The organism is Haemophilus sp. CCUG 66565 (genome assembly GCF_001679495.1).
Classification (GTDB): domain Bacteria; phylum Pseudomonadota; class Gammaproteobacteria; order Enterobacterales; family Pasteurellaceae; genus Haemophilus; species Haemophilus haemolyticus_K.
In genome coordinates this window covers 173,384-192,726 of sequence record NZ_LZOX01000002.1, presented here as the reverse complement: position 1 = coordinate 192,726, position 19,343 = coordinate 173,384, and the positions used below count along the sequence as shown (strand labels likewise).

The 19,343-nt window shown below is 40.0% G+C and carries 16 protein-coding genes and 1 pseudogene; 9 read left to right on the top strand and 8 right to left on the bottom strand.

Annotated elements, in window-relative coordinates:
* Nucleotides 1-3: 3 nt before the first annotated feature.
* Complete coding sequence (locus tag A9501_RS02285) at nt 4-435, bottom strand: CidA/LrgA family protein (protein WP_065264777.1); 432 nt, start codon at nt 433-435, stop codon at nt 4-6.
* 118 nt (nt 436-553) lie between these two features.
* Here A9501_RS02285 and A9501_RS02280 point away from each other — a divergent pair, with 118 nt between their 5' ends.
* From A9501_RS02280 to queF, 5 genes are read left to right on the top strand one after another with little or no spacing between them, the layout of a single operon-like run.
* A complete protein-coding gene (locus A9501_RS02280) occupies nt 554-1,036 on the top strand; it encodes a thermonuclease family protein (protein ID WP_065264776.1) in 483 nt (160 codons plus the stop codon).
* 1 nt (nt 1,037) lies between these two features.
* Nucleotides 1,038-2,237: a cysteine desulfurase gene (locus A9501_RS02275; RefSeq protein WP_065264775.1), complete on the top strand. Its 1,200-nt coding sequence runs from the start codon at nt 1,038-1,040 to the stop codon at nt 2,235-2,237.
* A complete protein-coding gene (locus A9501_RS02270) occupies nt 2,234-2,614 on the top strand; it encodes a SufE family protein (RefSeq protein ID WP_065264774.1) in 381 nt (126 codons plus the stop codon). The genes A9501_RS02275 and A9501_RS02270 overlap by 4 nt, the downstream gene beginning before the upstream one ends.
* Entirely contained in the window at nt 2,605-3,390 is a 786-nt protein-coding gene (locus A9501_RS02265; RefSeq protein ID WP_065264773.1) for a Zn-ribbon-containing protein, read from the top strand. The genes A9501_RS02270 and A9501_RS02265 overlap by 10 nt, the downstream gene beginning before the upstream one ends.
* Before the next feature lie 54 nt (nt 3,391-3,444).
* On the top strand, nt 3,445-4,284 hold the full coding sequence (gene queF, locus A9501_RS02260; protein ID WP_065264772.1) for an NADPH-dependent 7-cyano-7-deazaguanine reductase QueF: 840 nt from the start codon (nt 3,445-3,447) through the stop codon (nt 4,282-4,284).
* A 33-nt stretch (nt 4,285-4,317) separates the two neighbouring features.
* Here the strand turns inward: queF and tyrA are convergent, their stop codons facing one another.
* The 3 genes from tyrA to rbfA all read right to left on the bottom strand — a co-directional run bounded on the left by tyrA (nt 4,318) and on the right by rbfA (nt 6,838).
* On the bottom strand, nt 4,318-5,442 hold the full coding sequence (gene tyrA, locus A9501_RS02255; RefSeq protein WP_065264771.1) for a bifunctional chorismate mutase/prephenate dehydrogenase: 1,125 nt from the start codon (nt 5,440-5,442) through the stop codon (nt 4,318-4,320).
* Between the two features lie 89 nt (nt 5,443-5,531).
* Nucleotides 5,532-6,452: a tRNA pseudouridine(55) synthase TruB gene (gene truB / locus A9501_RS02250; protein WP_065264770.1), complete on the bottom strand. Its 921-nt coding sequence runs from the start codon at nt 6,450-6,452 to the stop codon at nt 5,532-5,534.
* Nucleotides 6,452-6,838: a 30S ribosome-binding factor RbfA gene (gene rbfA, locus A9501_RS02245; protein WP_005628626.1), complete on the bottom strand. Its 387-nt coding sequence runs from the start codon at nt 6,836-6,838 to the stop codon at nt 6,452-6,454. Before rbfA ends, truB begins: the two co-directional genes overlap by 1 nt.
* A 115-nt stretch (nt 6,839-6,953) precedes the next feature.
* Here rbfA and A9501_RS02240 point away from each other — a divergent pair.
* The 3 genes and pseudogenes from A9501_RS02240 to A9501_RS02230 all read left to right on the top strand — a co-directional run bounded on the left by A9501_RS02240 (nt 6,954) and on the right by A9501_RS02230 (nt 13,395).
* Nucleotides 6,954-8,689: pseudogene (locus A9501_RS02240) on the top strand (type I restriction-modification system subunit M).
* Nucleotides 8,682-10,016 carry a restriction endonuclease subunit S gene (locus tag A9501_RS02235; RefSeq protein WP_065264768.1) on the top strand — a complete coding sequence of 445 codons (1,335 nt, stop codon included), beginning with the start codon at nt 8,682-8,684 and terminating at the stop codon, nt 10,014-10,016. Before A9501_RS02240 ends, A9501_RS02235 begins: the two are co-directional and overlap by 8 nt.
* A 214-nt stretch (nt 10,017-10,230) precedes the next feature.
* Entirely contained in the window at nt 10,231-13,395 is a 3,165-nt protein-coding gene (locus A9501_RS02230) for a type I restriction endonuclease subunit R (protein WP_065264767.1), read from the top strand.
* Between the two features lie 131 nt (nt 13,396-13,526).
* On the opposite strand, the gene valS is transcribed toward A9501_RS02230, so the two are convergent.
* From valS to A9501_RS02210, 4 genes are read right to left on the bottom strand one after another with little or no spacing between them, the layout of a single operon-like run.
* Nucleotides 13,527-16,391 carry a valine--tRNA ligase gene (gene valS / locus A9501_RS02225; protein ID WP_065264766.1) on the bottom strand — a complete coding sequence of 955 codons (2,865 nt, stop codon included), beginning with the start codon at nt 16,389-16,391 and terminating at the stop codon, nt 13,527-13,529.
* Nucleotides 16,392-16,447: 56 nt separating this feature from the next.
* Nucleotides 16,448-16,882 (bottom strand): hypothetical protein, encoded by a 435-nt coding sequence (locus A9501_RS02220; protein ID WP_179855772.1) that lies wholly within the window; start codon nt 16,880-16,882, stop codon nt 16,448-16,450.
* Nucleotides 16,883-16,939: 57 nt separating this feature from the next.
* Nucleotides 16,940-17,248 carry a N(4)-acetylcytidine aminohydrolase gene (gene yqfB / locus A9501_RS02215; protein ID WP_065264764.1) on the bottom strand — a complete coding sequence of 103 codons (309 nt, stop codon included), beginning with the start codon at nt 17,246-17,248 and terminating at the stop codon, nt 16,940-16,942.
* A 3-nt stretch (nt 17,249-17,251) separates the two neighbouring features.
* Nucleotides 17,252-17,686 carry a DNA polymerase III subunit chi gene (locus A9501_RS02210; protein WP_065264763.1) on the bottom strand — a complete coding sequence of 145 codons (435 nt, stop codon included), beginning with the start codon at nt 17,684-17,686 and terminating at the stop codon, nt 17,252-17,254.
* A gap of 234 nt (nt 17,687-17,920) precedes the next feature.
* On the opposite strand from A9501_RS02210, the gene fumC reads away from it, so the two are divergent.
* On the top strand, nt 17,921-19,315 hold the full coding sequence (fumC, locus tag A9501_RS02205; protein WP_065264762.1) for a class II fumarate hydratase: 1,395 nt from the start codon (nt 17,921-17,923) through the stop codon (nt 19,313-19,315).
* Nucleotides 19,316-19,343 lie beyond the last annotated feature (28 nt).

Here is a 19,343-nt window from a genome sequence, read left to right as displayed (position 1 = left end):
AGACTACATGTTTTCAGTTATTTGTTTCTCTTGAACTTGGCGACGTTTTATTACTTTTTTCCGTTTATGTGTAAAAGATTGGAGTTGATATAAATGATTGGCAAAAAAACCAATCACAACTAATGTAATACATGTGCTTACAATATTGGGAAGTAATAAAATATTAACCTGTTCTCTTAATAAATCAGAATATTTAATAATACCTACGCTTACAGGCACAAAAAGCACCGCCATAAAACGAATCAATAAGCTCGCGCCTAAATAAATCCAATCTAAATGAATTAATCGTGTCGTTAAACCTAAAAAGAGCAATAACAATCCCCAAATACTCCCAGGTACACCTACAGGTACATAATGTGCAATAAGATTTCCGAGATATAACATAATGTACAAAATGACCAACGAACGGGCCAATAAAAATGATTTTTGAACCATATACAACCTTTTTTTCAACTTTTTCCATAATGTTTCAAAATTATTTTACGCTTTTTTTTTCTGAATTGACCAGTTTTTTTCGGTAAAATAACCAGACTTAGATCAAGAACCTTGCAAAATGATAAATCGAAAATCGATATTTGCTATTTTATTACTAATTTTTACCGCTCTTTCGGCGTGCTCTAGTGAAGAAAATACTTGCCGTGTCGTTGGCATTAGTGACGGCGACACGCTTACCTGCCTTGCTAAAAATAATCGACAAATCAAAGTGCGACTAGCTGAAATTGATGCACCAGAGAAAAAACAAGCTTTTGGACAAAAATCTAAAAAAGCGTTATCTGATATGGTTTATCTCCGTGATGTGCGTCTTTCTTTAAAAGGTCAAGATCGCTATCAACGCACATTGGCGATTGTTTATTATCAAGATAAAAATATTAATTTAGAAATGGTTAAACAAGGTATGGCATGGGCTTATAAGCAATATTCCCATGATCCGATTTATCTTCAAGCGCAAGAAAATGCACAAGCCAAACGAATTGGTCTTTGGGCGGACAAGAATCCGATTGAACCAAGTCAATGGCGCAGACAAGAGAAAAATTAATATGGCTTTTGATTATCAAACGTTCCGTCAAGAATTTCCCTATTTCCAAGATGAAGATGCGGTTGTTTATTTAGATAACGCTGCTACCGCGTTGAAACCTCAAGTGTTAATTGATCGCACCGCTGAATTTTATGCTTCTGCGGGTTCAGTACATCGTAGCCAATATGATGCGGCCCAAACAGCACAATATGAACAGGCTCGCACACAGGTTGAAGAATGGGTTAATGCAGAAGATAAACGCGCTGTTATTTGGACGTCGGGTACAACTCACGCGATTAACTTAGTGGCAAATGGATTACTACCACAATTAAACGCAGAAGATGAAATTCTGATTAGCCAAGCAGATCATCATGCCAATTTTGTCACTTGGCACGAAACGGCGAAAAAGTGCGGTGCAAAAATTCGAGTTTTACCGATTTTAGATAATTGGCTAATTGATGAAAATGCGCTTATTTCTGCTCTTTCTGAAAAAACCAAACTCGTTGCACTGAATTTTGTTTCAAATGTCACGGGCACAGAACAGCCGATTAAACGCCTAATTCAACTTATCAGACAACATAGTCATGCGTTGGTTTTAGTGGATGCTGCACAAGCGATTAGTCATATTAAAATCGATTTACAAGATTTAGATGCAGATTTCCTCGCATTTTCAGCCCATAAAATTTATGGTCCAAATGGGCTTGGCGTTTTAACAGGAAAATTGACCGCACTTTCTCAACTTCAACCGCTCTTTTTCGGTGGGAAAATGGTTGATCGTGTATCAAATAATCGGATTACTTTTTCCGAGTTACCTTATCGTTTAGAAGCAGGCACACCCAATATTGCTGGAGTTATTGGCTTTAATGCCATACTGAATTGGCTACAAAAATGGGATTTTACCTCAGCAGAACAGCACGCTATATCCTTGGCAGAATCCGTCAAAGTGCGGTTAAAATCTTACGAGAATTGTCGATTATTCAGTTCTCCTCAACCAAGTACCGTTGTTTGCTTTGTATTTGACGGCATTGACTGTTCTGATCTTTCTACACTCTTAAGCGAACAAAATATTGCGCTCCGAGTGGGCGAACATTGTGCCCAGCCTTATTTAGCACGCTTAGGCGAACGCACCACATTACGCCTATCTTTTGCGCCTTATAATACACAGGAAGATGTAGAGGCATTTTTTACCGCCTTAGATAAAGCACTGGATTTATTACAATGATAGAACAATTAAAACAAGCTAAAAATTGGGAAGATCGCTATCGCCTGATTATTCAAGCTGGCAAAAATTTATCTCGCCCAAGCGATGATGAACTTGCTCAAATGCAACCTATTACTGGCTGCGAAGCACAAATGTGGTTTCAAATTATGCCTAAAAATGACCGCACTTTTCAATTCAACGGATTTAGCGAAGCCAGAATTATGAATGGCTTGCTTTGGATTTTACTCAATCAAATCAATGGTAAAACAGCAGATGAATTGAATACATTTGATATTACTGCATTTTTTAGCGAACTCGGCATTTCACAACGTTTAAGCGAAACACGTTTAAACGGCTTAAACCAAATCGGACAGCAATTAAAAAATTTATGTATTTAATCGAAACCTATTTTCTCCTAACTGCGCTCGAAAATAATATTGAATCACAAAGTCGTTTACTTAATGCCGTGATCGATCAATGGCGGTATAACGGGCAAATTATCGGACGTGAAATTCCTTTATATTTAGCGGAAGAAGATGGCGCACAAGGCTTTGCTATGCGTGTCATTTGCCCTGAGCAAGATAGTCTTTTCCCGCAAAATAATAATGCAGAAGTGAATCGAGCATTACAAGAAGCAGAAAAGTGCGGCGTAATTTTTGATGGTTTTCAACTTGTGGGTGATGATTTTAATTCAGATCAAACGGCAGAAAATACATCGCCAACTTGGCAAGTGCTTTACACAACCCATTTACAAAGTTGTTCGCCAATTCATAGCGGAGAAAATTTCGCACCAATCCCTTTGTATAAACAGTTGAAAAATCAACCGCACTTAAGCCAAGATCTGATTAAATGGCAAGAAAATTGGCAAGCCTGTGATCAACTACAAATGAATGGTTCTGTATTAGAACAACAATCTTTGGCAGAAATTTCAGATCATGAAAGCACGCTTTCAAAACATGGGCGTTATTTAGCACAAGAAATCGAAAAAGAAACGAGCATACCGACTTACTATTATTTATATCGTGTAGGTGGGCAATCTTTAGAATCTGAAAAATCCCGTTGCTGCCCTTCTTGTGGTGCAAATTGGGTGTTAAAAGACGCGATTTTTGATACCTTTCATTTTAAATGCGATACCTGTCGGTTAGTCTCGAATCTATCGTGGAATTTTTTGTAATTAATTTATAAAGTGTCGAAATTTGCAAAATTCGAACACCTAATCGGAGAAAAGATGAATTACCAAGACAACAGCTTAAAATCCTTAAAACTCGGTCAAAAAACAGAATACGCCTCTCAATATGACCGCACTTTATTACAGCCTGTGCCACGCGCGTTAAATCGTGATGGATTGGGCATTACTCAAAACCAGCCTTTTACCATTGGTGCCGATATTTGGACGGCTTATGAAATCTCGTGGCTCAATGAAAAAGGCTTGCCACAAGTGGCTATCGCAGACATTTATCTGGATTATCAAAGCCAAAATTTGATTGAATCAAAAAGTTTTAAACTTTATTTAAATAGCTTCAATCAAAGCAAATTTGCCGACTTCAATGCCGTTCAACAAACTATGCAACGCGATTTAAGCGAATGTGCGCAAGGCGATGTAAAAGTGCGGTTAAATCCAGTGGCAGTTTATGATTCTCAAAAAATTGATCATTTACAAGGCGATTGCATTGATCAACAAGATATTGAAATTACCAGCTACGAATTTAACGCTGATTGGCTGAAAGATTGCGTATCTGATGAAATTGTCGAAGAAAAATTAGTCAGCCATTTGTTAAAATCCAACTGCCTGATTACCAATCAGCCAGACTGGGGCAGCTTGCATATTCATTATGTAGGTAGAAAAATCGATCACGAAAAATTATTGCGTTACGTTGTATCGTTCCGTCAACACAATGAATTCCACGAACAATGTGTCGAGCGTATTTTTTGCGATTTAATGCACTACGCCAAACCAGAAAAACTCACCGTTTACGCACGCTATACTCGTCGTGGCGGATTAGATATCAATCCGTTCCGTTCTAATTTTGAGAATTTACCTGAAAACTTAAGATTGGCGAGACAGTAAAAGAAAAATGCGGTGAGATTTCACCGCACTTTACTACCCTTGCTTCAAATCATTTGCTTGCTGCAATAGCTGACGGCTTTCTTTTAAGAATTGTTCTGAATAATCGCCAAACCAATCTCGTACCTTATGGAAAGCATCAATAAAACCTTGACGATCATTATTTTCAAAGAAAGTTAAAGCTTCTTCGTAAGTTTGTTTTAATGTTTCAATTACCGCTAAATTTTCTGGCTTATCCATAATAATATCTGCGTAAAGCTCTGCATCTTGCGCAAATAAGCGACCGATCATCGCAAGTTCTAAGCGATAAATAGGGGAAGAAAGCGACAATAAATTAGCAAGATGAACGGGCTGTTTAGAAAGATGTAAACCATTCGCAAAAGTTGAAAAATGGCGCAAGGCTTGTATATAAGTCATATTGTGATCGTGTTCTGTGGCATCGGTTTGATAAACCTTTGCGCCCCAAATTTGAATTTGCTCAAGTAACCATTCGTAACGTTCAGGAAAACGTCCATCACAACGAACAACTACTTGTTTTGCCATACTTGCAATATCTGGCCCAAACATTGGATGTAAACCTAAAACAGCACCAGAATGGATTTCAAGCATTTTCGCTAGAGGTTCACGCTTAACAGAGGTTAAATCTGCAAGTAACATATTTTCTGTTAAATAAGGTTTTAAGCGTTCAATGGTTTCTAAGGTGAGATTAATAGGGACGGAAACGATCACGACATCAGCATTCGTTAAAATACTTTCAGCTACCGTCCAATCTTCACGATCTAAAATAGAAATTGGATAGCCAGATGCACGTAAATAACGAGCAAATAAGCTACCCAATTTACCATAACCGCCCACGATAACAATTTTGTGAATATCAGGATTGATGGTTTTAAAGCCAAATTGATTTTCATTAGCATAGGATTCGCGCATAAAACGGCGTAGAACATCTTCAATCAGATCTGCTGAAATGCCTGCTTTTTCAGCTTCTAAACGACGCGCTTGGAGCATTGCTATTTCACGCTCTGGCGCATAAATAGGTAATCCGTGTTGATGTTTAACTTTACCGACTTGAGAAACCAACTCAAGACGTTTAGCAAAAAGTTGGATAAGTTCGCGATCAAGCGAATCAATTTCAGAACGTAAATCCTTAAGGGCTTCCATAAAACTCACCTGCAATATTTAGTTTACATGTGTTGTAAAAAATAAATTACAGATGAGATTACTAGAATTTTATAGGAAAGGCAATTAAGTTATGCGGATTGCGTGATTAACCGTTGTGGGCGAATAATATTCCCATCGATCAATGCCACACCTAAGAATAAATTCTCCGCTGAAAATAACCGCACTTGGCCACTTAATTGCTGATCATTAGCAAATTTCACTCGCTGACCAAAACCAATGGCTTTACTCTGCTCTGCATTCAAATGCAAAGCGGGCAATTTACTTACTGCGGTATCGGTTGGCAGTAATAAACGATCTAATTCACTTAATGGAAAATTTTCAGCGAGCAGTTGTAGCTCATCAATTGGCATCATTTCTGCTACGGGGTAATCCGCTACGGCTGTACGGCGTAACATTGTCACATGTGCGCCACAACCCAGCACTTCACCCAAATCATCTACTAAGGTGCGAATATAAGTGCCTTTTGAACAATGCACTTCTAAGGTTAAATAAGGCGCGTGATATTCAATAAAATTGAGTTCAAAAATCGTAATTGGGCGTGCTTCACGCTCAACTGTAATACCTTGGCGCGCATATTCATAAAGCGGTTTACCGTTATGTTTTAGTGCAGAAAACATTGTCGGCACTTGCAAAATATCGCCACGAAATTGTTCAAGTGCGGTCAAAATTTGCTGAGTTTCAACATGAACTTCACGAGTTTCCACGACTTGCCCTTCCGCATCGGAAGTATCGGTACGTTCGCCTAATTTTGCCGTAACAAGATAACGCTTATCTGCATCAAGCAAAAATTGTGAAAACTTAGTTGCTTCGCCCAAGCAAATCGGCAACATCCCCGTTGCCAAGGGATCGAGCGCGCCAGTATGACCCGCTTTGTTCGCTTGAAATAAACGCTTCACCTTTTGCATGATATCATTTGATGACATGCCTTGTGGTTTATCCAACAAAAATACCCCATCAACATCACGCCAGCGTTTACGAGGTCTAGACATTAGTTGCTTTCCTCAACGTGTTTTTTTTCATCTTCACGCACAACATTTGTCACAAGATTTGACATACGCATCCCTTCAACTAAGGATTGATCGTAAATAAAGCGAATCTCTGGCACGATACGTAAACGCATCGCTTTGCCTAGTAATGAACGAATATAAGGCGATGCTTTTTCTAAGCCTTTCATGCCTTGCTCAATTGCCGTTTCATCGTGATCGAATAAAAAAGTCACGAAGATTTTTGCGTAAGATAAATCGCTCGATACTTCCACATCAGAAACTGTCACCATCCCAATACGGGGATCTTTCACTTCGCGTTGTAAAATGACTGCTATTTCTTTTTGTATTTCTTGAGCGACGCGATCGCTACGTTTAAATTCTCTTGCCATAGTTATTCCTTATTTATAAAAACGCCTCATTCTACTGGAAATCATTGGATTTAGCACGCGAAAATCCCTTTCAACCCGATACTGTTTTTCGATAAAATAACAACTGATAATTTGTTTGAATATTCAAACTTCCGATAAAAATCACTTTACAGAGGGCATAATTTATGCAAGCGAGACGAGACGAGACGAGACGAGACGACCAAGATTGTCGATGAAAATCACGTATTACAACAAGCATTTTTAAATGAATTAGATGAAAAACTTTGGGCATCTGCCGATAAACTCCGTCAACAACTTGATGCCGCTAACTATAAACATATCGTTCTTGGTCTTATCTTCTTAAAATACATTTCTGATAATTTCACTCATCAACAGGAAAAAATTCAGACGGAACTCTCCACACTAGAAAATCCCCTCTATCTTGACCGCACTTTTTTTGATACTGAAGAAGAGTATCAAGAAGCCTTAACCGCTGAACTGGAAAACCGTGATTATTACACCGCGGATAACGTATTTTGGGTGCCAGTTTCTGCGCGTTGGCAAGCCTTACAAGAAGTCTCTATTCTCAACACTGGGGCAGAATTGCCTTGGGGCGGGAAATTTTCCAGCGTAGCCAAACTGATTGATGATGCCTTCGATGCCATTGAAAAAGACAACGAAAAACTCAAAGGCGTTCTCCAACGCATCAGCGGCTACGCCGTAAACGAAGACACCCTGCGCGGGCTGATTATCCTCTTTTCCGATACCCACTTTACCCGTCCGACTTACAACGGCGAGCCCGTTCATTTAGGCGCAAAAGACATTCTCGGCCACGTTTACGAATACTTCCTCGGTCGCTTTGCCCAAGCAGAAGGCAAACGCGGCGGACAATATTTCACGCCGAAATCCATTGTTTCCCTGATTGTCGAAATGCTCGAGCCATACTCCGGCCGCGTATATGACCCGGCTATTGGAAGCGGCGGCTTTTTCGTGCAAACCGAACGCTTTATCTCCGCCCATCAAGGCAACATCAACAACGTTTCCATCTACGGGCAAGAATTCAACCCAACCACTTGGAAACTCGCCGCCATGAACATGGCTATCCGCGGCATTGATTATGACTTCGGCAAACACAACGCCGACAGCTTCACCCAGCCGCAACACATCGACAAAAAGATGGATTTCATTATGGCAAACCCGCCATTCAACATCAGCGATTGGTGGAGCGAATCCCTTGCCGATGATCCACGTTGGGCATACGGCACACCGCCCAAAGGCAATGCCAACTTCGCTTGGCTGCAACACATGATTTATCACCTCTCGCCCAACGGCAAAATGGCATTATTGCTTGCCAACGGCTCCATGAGCAGCCAAACCAACAACGAAGGCGAAATCCGCAAAGCCATCATCAATGCCGACTTGGTCGAATGTATGGTTGCCCTACCCGGCCAGCTCTTCACCAACACCCAAATCCCCGCCTGTATTTGGTTTTTAAATCGCAACAAAAAGCGCAAAGGCGACGTGTTATTTATCGATGCCCGCCAAATCGGCTATATGAAAGACCGTGTCTTGCGCGATTTCACCGCTGACGACATCGCCAAAATTGCCGACACCCTCCACGCTTGGCAAAAATCAGACGGCTACGAAGACCAAGCCGCTTTCTGCAAATCCGCTACTTTAGAAGAGATTAAAGATAACGATTTCGTTCTCACACCGGGACGCCACGTCGGCACCGCAGAACAAGAAGACGACGGCGTACCATTTGCAGAAAAAATGCAAAATCTGACCGCGCTTTTGAAGGAACAGTTTGCAAAAAGTGCAGAGTTGGAAACGGAGATTAAAAAGAATTTAGGGGGATTGGGGTATGAGTAAGATCACATTAAAAGAAATTATTGAATATCAAAAAGGTGCAGTTTTTAAATCTCAAGACTACCAAAAACAAGGTGTGGGTATTGTTCGAGTTTCAGATTTTGAGGGGGATAGCATAAGTCTAGACAATATTTATTATATATCTAATGAAATTGCTGATAAAAATAAAAAAGTTAGATTAAAACCTTATGATGTAGTTATTACTACTGTTGGTGCCACTGCAGGAAATTTCATAAGAGTTCCTGTTGAAGCTGATGGATATCTATTAAATCAAAATACTGTTAGATTAAGAACTAAAGAAAATAATAAATGGGATCAAATTTATTTATTTTATGCATTAAAGTACAAAAATTTCCAAGAATTTTTACTGCTAGGAGCCCAAGGTAGTGCTCAACCGAGCATAGTTTTAGATCAAATCTTAGATGCAGAAATTGCTTATCCTGACAATCGACGGGAAATCGCAAAGAAATTGTTTAGCATGGACCAAAAAATCCACCTCAACACCCAAATTAACCAAACCTTGGAACAAATCGCCCAAGCCCTGTTTAAAAGCTGGTTTGTCGATTTCGATCCCGTGCGCGCAAAAGTCCAAGCGCTTTCAGACGGCATGAGTCTTGAACAAGCTGAACTTGCCGCCATGCAGGCAATCAACGGAAAAACCCCCGAAGAATTGACCGCACTTTCACAAACACAGCCTGACCACTACGCCGAATTAGCCGAAACCGCCAAAGCGTTTCCGTGTGATATGGTGGAGGTTGATGGGATTGAAGTGCCGAAGGGATGGGAGATAAAAGCCTTAGATGAAGTTGCAAATTATCAGAATGGCTTGGCATTACAAAAATTCCGCCCAGAAAATAATGAACCATTTTTACCTGTTGTGAAAATTGCCCAATTGAGACAAGGTTATGCAGATGGCGATGAAAAAGCAAAAGCAAATATTAAGCCTGAGTGCATTATTAATAATGGTGATGTCGTTTTTTCTTGGTCTGGTAGTTTATTAGTAGATATTTGGTGTGGAGGTAAAGCTGCTTTAAACCAACATTTATTCAAAGTCTCATCCAAAGAGTATCCTAAATGGTTCTATTATTTTTATACCAAACATCATTTAACCGAATTTCAGCGTATTGCTTATGACAAAGCTGTGACAATGGGGCATATTAAACGTGAGCATTTATCTGCTGCAAAATGCATAGTGCCAAATGACGAATTATTAGCAAATAAAACATTAGAAAATATTTTAGAAAAAATTATTTTTAATAGGCTGGAAAATTTCAATCTTCAGGACACAAGAGATTTATTGTTACCTAGATTATTGAGTGGAGAAATTTAATTACTCACGAGGTTGATTTCACATCTGCCAAATCTCCCCTATCCCCTCTTTACTAAAGAGGGGGACTATTTGGAAGTTTATTAGCTGCAAGCGGTCGGATTAACAGAAAAATTACTCATGAAAAACACTTAAACTAAAATTACGCTCAATACCATTCCCCTCTTTTGTAAAGAAGGGTTAGGGGAGATTTAAACCACACACTAAGGAACACATCATGCTCAACGAAAACGACATCGAACAACTTACTCTTCAACGCCTGCAATCCCTCGGTTGGGAATATCGCTATGGTAAAGATTTGCCTGTTCATGAAGGCGAGTTTGCCCGTGGCGATTTGAGCGGTGTAATCTTTATTGAACAACTGCGTGCGGCGGTGCATAAACTCAACCCACAACTGCCGGAAAGTGCAGTGGATTCTGTGGTCAAATCGGCGACGAAAAGCGATATTGGCGACTTGGTGGTGCGTAATCAGGCGTTTTATAAGCTGTTGCGTGATGGTGTACGAGTGGAATATACGCTAAACGGCGAACAGAAAATTGAGATGGCGCGCTTGGTGGATTTTGAGCATGTGGAAAACAACCGCTTTGTTGCCGTCAATCAGCTAGAAATCCGCAGCCGTAAAGGGGGCAAACGGATTCCCGATATTATTGGTTTTGTGAATGGTCTGCCTTTAGTGGTATTTGAACTGAAAAATCCGTTGCGTGAATCGGCAGATTTATTGCAGGCGTTTAATCAGTTTGAAACCTATAAAGATGAAATTGCCGAGCTGTTTGTTTACAACCAAACCCGGATTATTTCAGACGGAATTGCCGCACGTTTGGGTTCGCTTTCGGCAGATTTCCAACGCTTTACACCGTGGAAAGTGGTCGATGAAAAAAATAAAAGCGAGCGCTTATATTTTGAGGATGAATTGCAAAGCCTGCTCAGTGGCTTGCTGAAGCCTGAGGATTTATTGGACTATATCCGCTATTTCGTATTATTTGAGCGGGACTCCAGCGGTAAAACCATTAAAAAAATCGCGGCGTACCATCAATATTACGGCGTAAATGAAGCGGTAGATTCCACGCTCTTTGCGACTTCCGAAAAAGGCGACCGCCGCATTGGCGTGATGTGGCATACGCAGGGTTCGGGAAAATCAATTTCCATGTTGTTTTATGCCGGCAAATTGCTCTCACAATCTGAATTGAAAAACCCGACGATTTTAGTCGTCACCGATCGCAACGATTTAGACGGTCAGCTTTTCCAAACTTTTTCTTCAGGCAAAGATTTAATCAAACAAACACCGCAGCAAGTAGAAGACCGCGAACAACTGCGCCAACTGCTCGCGCAAAATGAAGTGGGCGGCGTGTTTTTTACCACGATTCAGAAATTCGCCCTAAATGAGGAAGAAAACCGCTTCCCTGTGTTAAATGAACGCAGCAATATTATTGTGATCAGTGATGAGGCACACCGTAGCCAATACGGTTTTACCCAAAAACTGCATAACGGCAAATTTCAGGCAGGCTACGCTCGTCATTTACGTGATGCTCTGCCCAATGCATCGTTTATTGGTTTTACCGGTACGCCGATTAGCCTAGAAGATAAGGACACGCAAGATGTATTCGGGCGTTATGTGTCGATTTATGACTTGCAAGATGCAGTGGAAGATGGTGCAACCGTGCCGATTGTGTATGAAGCGCGCCAAATCCGCTTAAACGAAAAAGAACACGATGAGCTATTCAAAGAAATTGATGATTTGCTGGAAGAGGAGCAATCCCCTGCCCTGCGTTTGCAGGAAAAATTGTTGGGTTCGCAAGCCCGTCTGGCTGATTTAGCCGCGGATTTTGTGCAGCATTTTGCCAAACGCAATGAAATCGTCGACAGCAAAGCGATGATGGTGGTTTCCAGCCGTCAGATTTGCGTGGACTTATACAACGAAATCATCAAACTGCGCCCTGGATGGCACTCGGACAATATTAACGAAGGGGCGATTAAAATTGTGATTACAGGTTCTGCTTCCGATACGCCGGAAATGCAGAAACACGTTTACAGTAAACAGGAAAAACAAACGCTGGAACGCCGCTTTAAAGACCCGAACGATCCGCTGAAAGTGGTGATTGTGCGCGATATGTGGCTGACGGGCTTTGATGCGCCTTGTTGTAATACGATGTATATCGACAAGCCGATGCAAGGGCATAACTTAATGCAGGCGATTGCACGGGTTAACCGTGTATTCCGTAATAAGAGCCGAGAAAATGGCGGCTTGATTGTGGATTATGTAGGCATTGCTGACAAGCTCAGAGAAGCCACCCAGCAATATACTAACTCGCAAGGCAAGGGCAAGCTGACTGATAACGTGATTGATGTATTCTTTAAAATGAAAGAGCATTTGGAGTTTGTCCGCAGCCTGTTTGCAACGCCAGTTGAAGGGAAAACCTTTGATGTTCAGGCTGCCTTAGAAAAAGATAATCCGAATGATCTTTTGATGGCGATTCGTTTTGCTGCCAACCATATTTTGAGCCTCGATCAATTACCGTTTGATGGCAAAGCACACGAGCAACATTGGTTTGATAAAAAAGAAACAGAACCTCGCAAAAAAGCCTTTTTGAAAGCAGCAGGCTTGGTGAAAAAAGGCTATATGTTATGCGGCTCATTGGCTGAAGTTGAGCCATATAACCAAGAAATTGCTTTTTATGATGCCGTACGCGCTATTCTCACGAAGCGTAAACAAAACGGCACAGGCACAAATGAAAGACAGATTTTATTAAAAAAACTGGTTAATCAAACTGTGTATTCTGAAGGCGTGATTGATTTATTTGATCTGCTAGAAAAACCACAACCACAAATCAGTTTGCTTTCCGAGGAATTTTTACAAACTGTTAAAAATAGCCCAACTAAAAATTTATGGGTTACGGCAATGGAACGTTATTTAGCAAGTGAAATTAAAGTTAAATCAGGCACAAACTTAACCTTGCAAAAAGATTTTGAACAGCGTTTGAAGGAAGCATTGAATCAATACCACAACCACAATTTGACTGTGGTAGAGATTTTGGACGAACTCTTTAAAATGAGCCAAGATTTCCAAGAACGTTTAGCATTAGGGAAAAAACTAGGATTAACCAAGGAAGAACTTGCCTTCTATGAAGCCCTATCTCAAAATCAAAGTGCAAAAGATTTGATGGGTGATGAAGTGCTTTCTAAACTGGCGAAAGAAATCACGGAAACACTTAGAAAATCGGTCACAATCGACTGGCAATACAAAGAGGCGGTACGAGCAAAAATGCGTATTCTCGTTAAACGCGCCCTACAACGTTACAAATATCCACCCGATAAACAGGAAGAAGCGGTAACTTATGTGATTAAACAAGCTGAAGAAATTGCAGAGGATTTAACTAGATTCTAACCTATACAATAAAATCACTTTAATTTGAATGAATAATAACCTTACGTCTTATATCACTTAAATAAAGTTTATTATGAATAAAAAAACAGCTAATCTATATTTAATAAATTAGCTGTTTTTAATATCAAAAACTACAACGCCTCAATCGCTTTATACTGCTCTTGGATTTTTTCTAATCCAGATTGATATTCGGCTTGTTTTTCGCGTTCTTTCGCAATCACCGCTTCAGGTGCTTTGGCTACGAAAGCTTCGTTGCTGAGTTTACTTTCAATACGTTTAACTTCATTTTGATATTTTTCAATCTCTTTAGTTAAACGGGCAAGCTCTGCTTCTTTATTGATAAAGCCAGCCATTGGCACAAGCAATTCAGCATTGCCGACGAGTTTCGCTACCGCAAGTGGTGCAGTTTCGTTTGCGGCTAACACTTGAACGTTGTCTAATTTCGCCATGGCTTTTAAAAGAGCGGTCTGTTTTTCGAGAATTTTTGCGTTTTCTGCGCTTAAATTACGGAATAACAGATCTAAGCCTTTGCTTGGTGCGATGTTGCTTTCTGCACGAATATTACGCACCGCAACGATCACTTCTTTTAACCACTCAATTTCAGCTTCTGCTTCTGGATCAAAGCCGTTCTCTTCCACTTGAGGGAAAGGTTGTAACATGATGCTGTCAGCAGTAATGTCGACAAACCATTTTACTTTTTGCCAAATTTCTTCGGTAATAAATGGAATGAGTGGATGTGCTAAACGTAATAATTTCTCTAACACGTGAACCAAGGTTTGGCTTGCCGCACGGATTTGTGCTGCATTACCGTTTGCAAATACTGGTTTGGTAAGCTCTAAATACCAGTCACAGAATTGGTTCCAGGTAAATTCATAAATTGCATTGGCACAAAGGTCAAAACGATATTGGCTTAATGAATTACGGAAAGTTTCTACTGTGCGATTAAATTCTGATTGAATCCAACGATCTGCTAATGAGAACTCAATCTCGCCTTCGCTTAAATCTAATTTTTCATTCGTTAAGACAAAACGGCTTGCATTCCATAGTTTATTACAGAAGTTACGGTAGCCTTCTAAACGTTTCATATCCCAGTTAATGTCACGACCGTTTGAAGCCAACGCAGCTAATGTGAAACGCAATGCGTCTGTACCGTGAGCTGCAATCCCTTCTGCAAACTCTTTGCGGGTTGCTTTAGCAATTTTTTCTGCTAATTGCGGCTGCATCATGTTACCAGTGCGTTTTTCAAGTAAATCTTCAAGGCTAATACCGTCAATCATATCAATTGGGTCAAGTACGTTACCTTTCGATTTCGACATTTTTTGGCCTTGCTCATCACGAATCAAGCCTGTTACATACACCGTTTTGAATGGTACTTGTGGTTTGCCATTTTCATCTTTCACGAAGTGCATCGTAAACATAATCATGCGCGCAACCCAGAAGAAGATGATATCAAAACCGGTGATTAACACATCCGTTGGGTGGAACATTTTGAGTTCTTTAGTTTGCTCTGGCCAGCCTAAGGTAGAGAACGTCCATAAACCTGATGAGAACCACGTGTCTAACACGTCTTCATCTTGTTTGAGTTCAACCGCAGAATCTAAGTTGTATTTTGACCGCACTTCTGCTTCGTTACGCGCGACATAAACGTTTCCTTCTGCGTCATACCACGCCGGAATACGGTGTCCCCACCAAAGTTGGCGAGAAATACACCAATCTTGAATATCACGCATCCAAGAGAAATAAAGGTTTTCATATTGTTTCGGCACAAATTGAATTTCGCCGTCTTCCACCGCTTTAATCGCTACATCAGCAAGCGGTTTCACGCTTACATACCATTGGTCAGTTAACATCGGCTCGATTGGCACGCCACCACGGTCGCCATAAGGCACTTTGAGATCGTGTGGTTTAATTTCGTCTAATAAACCCAACGCTTCAAAATCTGCCACGATTTTCTTACGTGCAACGAAACGCTCTAAGCCACGGTAATCCGCAGGAATAGTTGCTTCATAGCTGGCAAGCGGTTTTCCATCAGTACCAATAATTTCGGCTTCATCACGAATATCCGCATTTAAAGTTAACACGTTAACCATCGGCAAGCTGTGACGTTTACCCACTTCGTAGTCGTTAAAGTCATGCGCAGGGGTGATTTTCACCACACCGGTACCGAATTCACGATCCACATATTCATCGGCAATAATCGGAATTTCACGGTTTGCCAACGGCAGAACGACCGTTTTACCGATTAAAGATTGATAACGCTCATCTTCTGGATGCACTGCAACCGCCGTATCGCCTAACATGGTTTCCGGACGCGTAGTTGCCACCACTAAATAGTCTTTACCATCTGCCGTTTTCGCACCGTTTGCTAACGGATAGCGGAAATGCCAAAGGGAACCTTTGCTCTCTTTGTTTTCCACTTCTAAATCAGAAATCGCGGTGTGAAGTTTTGGATCCCAGTTTACCAAGCGTTTGCCACGGTAAATCAAACCTTCTTCATGCAAGCGAACAAACACTTCTTTTACTGCATTCGATAAACCATCGTCCATGGTGAAACGCTCACGTTCCCAGTCGATAGAGTTTCCTAAACGACGCATTTGTTGGCTAATTGTGCCACCAGAATAGGCTTTCCAATCCCAAATTTTATTGATAAACGCTTCACGACCATAATCGTGGCGAGTTTTGCCTTCTTCTGCAGCAATTTTACGTTCTACCACCATTTGGGTTGCGATACCCGCATGGTCTGTCCCCGCTTGCCATAAAGTGTTATGCCCTTCCATACGGTTAAAACGGATTAAAGTATCCATTAAGGTTTGTTGGAAAGCATGCCCCATGTGTAAGGAACCCGTTACATTCGGTGGCGGAATTGCAATGCAATAGCTCGGCGCATTTTCATTTTCAGACGGTTTAAAATAACCGCTTTCTTCCCAATGTTGATAAAGGGCTTGTTCTACCGCAGACGGATTAAAACGGTCTGCCATTTCGAATTTTTGTGTCATTGTTGTTCTCTTTATGCTGGGTAAAAATTAACCACTATTTTACTTTAAATTTAATATCAACTATCGTCCTTGATTGTTAGCTTATAGATCGCTAATGCAGGAATACAAAGATAGTAAATATTCAATAATATTTTCAAGTGCACTGATATGCTATTTAACGAGGTTATCGACATAAATATTGCAATCTGAAATGCTCCCAAAGAGAAAGAAATAGCTTTCTCATTATCAGATAAAGCATGAAAAATAGACAATAAATAAACGATAAAGATAGATGACAAAATTGAAAGCGTAATATAAGAATATTCTATACTTCCTAATGTATCTATATTATTTTTAGAAGTATCCAATCTAGATGTTGGTTCAATAAAAGTAATCATTTGTACCAATATAGATAAAAATATTACTATAAATGCAGGCCAAACAGCTCTGTAACTTCTCTTTTCAAAAAAGATAAAAACACCCAAAATCCCTATGAAACTTAAAAGAGACATTAGAGTCAATATAAGGTTAGGGTAAAACATCTTATCCATATTAATTAATCTTTGTTATTACTCTACTAATTGAAATTCAATTATCCAAAACTCACTTTCAGTTGGATAAATCGCCTTAATCACCTCTTTCAATTCCGCCAAACTCATATTTTCCTGCTCTGCGTGCTGTTCCGTTAGTTCATCAAGGGCAATCGGCGATACATTTAACACTTCAATCGTGCAGAAGTATTTATTATCTTCAAAGCGCCCAACACGTAAAATATCACCTGCTTTAAAATGGCTTTCCGATTTATCTCTAATGGTAATGGTTTTACGCCCTGAGAGAATGTCGGCTTCAAAGCGTTGATAAAAGGTAATGTCGTTCATTTATTAACCCACGTTTTCAGTAGAAAGATTCCAACCTTGCAGACGTAATTGTTTATAGCGTTCTCGGGCTTGTGTTTTTAAAACGTCATCTTTCGGTACAAAATCAATAATCTGGGTAAAACTATGACTAAAATCTGGGATTTCTTGTTGCAAATTAATTAACACATCACGGCGTTGTAAATTTCGTTTCCCAAGCCATGAAATCTCAATTGGTGTGGGATATTGTGTTGCCTCACCCGATAAATTATGCGGTACAAATTCATTAGGATCTCGTTGCCACAAACGCTCATCAATTTCTAGCGCTTGCGCCTCACTTTCACAGCTAATCAATACTTTTTTCCCTGATCGCCATATTGAGGCAGCAAGATTACAGGCTATTTCTTCAACAGTTAACGTACAATCTTCCGTAAGAATGTAAAATTGTGCAGTTTTTGCCATTTTAGTCCCGTTATTTTCTCAATCTTGCCCTATAAAAAGGGTAAAATTTTAACGAAAAAACCCTAAAAAATAAATAATTAAATATACATTATTACAAATGCGTGAAAATCCACCGCACTTTTATGATCTATGTCACAAAACTGATTTTTAACGTTTTTGTTACGTTCCACTCATAACTCGGAAGTGTTAAAATCAATCCAGTTTTAATTTTCATTCAATTCATAGGAGTACAGAATGGCATTTCGTATTGAAAAAGACACAATGGGTGAAGTTCAAGTTCCAGCAGATAAATACTGGGCTGCACAAACTGAGCGTTCACGCAATAACTTTAAAATTGGTCCTGCCGCCTCAATGCCACATGAAATTATCGAAGCTTTTGGCTATTTGAAAAAAGCAGCCGCATTTGCTAATCATGATTTAGGTGTATTACCTCTTGAAAAACGTGATTTAATTGCTCAAGCTTGTAACGAAATTTTATCAAATAAATTAGATGATCAATTCCCACTCGTTATTTGGCAAACCGGCTCTGGTACACAATCCAATATGAATGTGAACGAAGTAGTTGCAAATCGTGCACATGTGTTAAACGGTGGTAAATTAGGTGAAAAATCTATTATTCACCCAAATGATGATGTGAACAAATCACAATCCTCAAACGATACTTTCCCAACGGCAATGCACATTGCGGCATATAAAAAAGTAGTTGAACACACCATTCCTTGTGTTGAACGTTTACAAAAAACTTTTGCGGCAAAATCTGAAGCCTTCAAAAACGTGGTAAAAATTGGCCGCACTCACTTAATGGATGCAACACCACTCACATTAGGCCAAGAATTTTCGGCTTATGCTGCTCAATTAGATTTCGGCTTAAAAGCATTAAAAAATACTCTTCCACATTTAAGTCAATTAGCATTGGGTGGTACAGCGGTTGGTACAGGTTTGAACACGCCGAAAGGCTATGATGTGAAAGTAGCAGATTACATTGCAAAATTCACCGCACTTCCGTTTGTCACCGCAGATAATAAATTTGAAGCATTAGCCGCTCATGATGCGATTGTTGAAACTCACGGTGCATTACGTCAATTAGCAATGAGTTTATTTAAAATTGCGAACGATATTCGTCTATTAGCATCAGGCCCACGTTCAGGAATTGGCGAAATTTTAATTCCTGAAAATGAACCGGGTTCTTCAATCATGCCAGGTAAAGTCAACCCTACTCAATGCGAAGCGATGACAATGGTATGTGCACAAGTATTTGGTAACGACACCACAATCGCATTTGTGGGTTCACAAGGTCACTTCCAATTAAATGTGTTCAACCCAGTGATGATTGCAAACTTCTTACAATCCGCTCAATTATTGGGTGATGCTTGCGTATCTTTCGATGAACACTGTGCAGTAGGTATTGAACCAAACTATCCTCGAATTAAACAACAACTTGAAAATTCATTGATGTTGGTGACCGCACTTAATACGCATATTGGCTATGAAAACGCGGCTAAAATTGCAAAAACGGCACACAAAAATGGTACAACATTGCGTGAAGAAGCAATTAATTTAGGTTTAGTTTCTGCTGAAGATTTTGATAAATGGGTTCGCCCTGAAGATATGGTGGGTAGTCTAAAATAATACACCGCACAAATTAACATCAGTAATA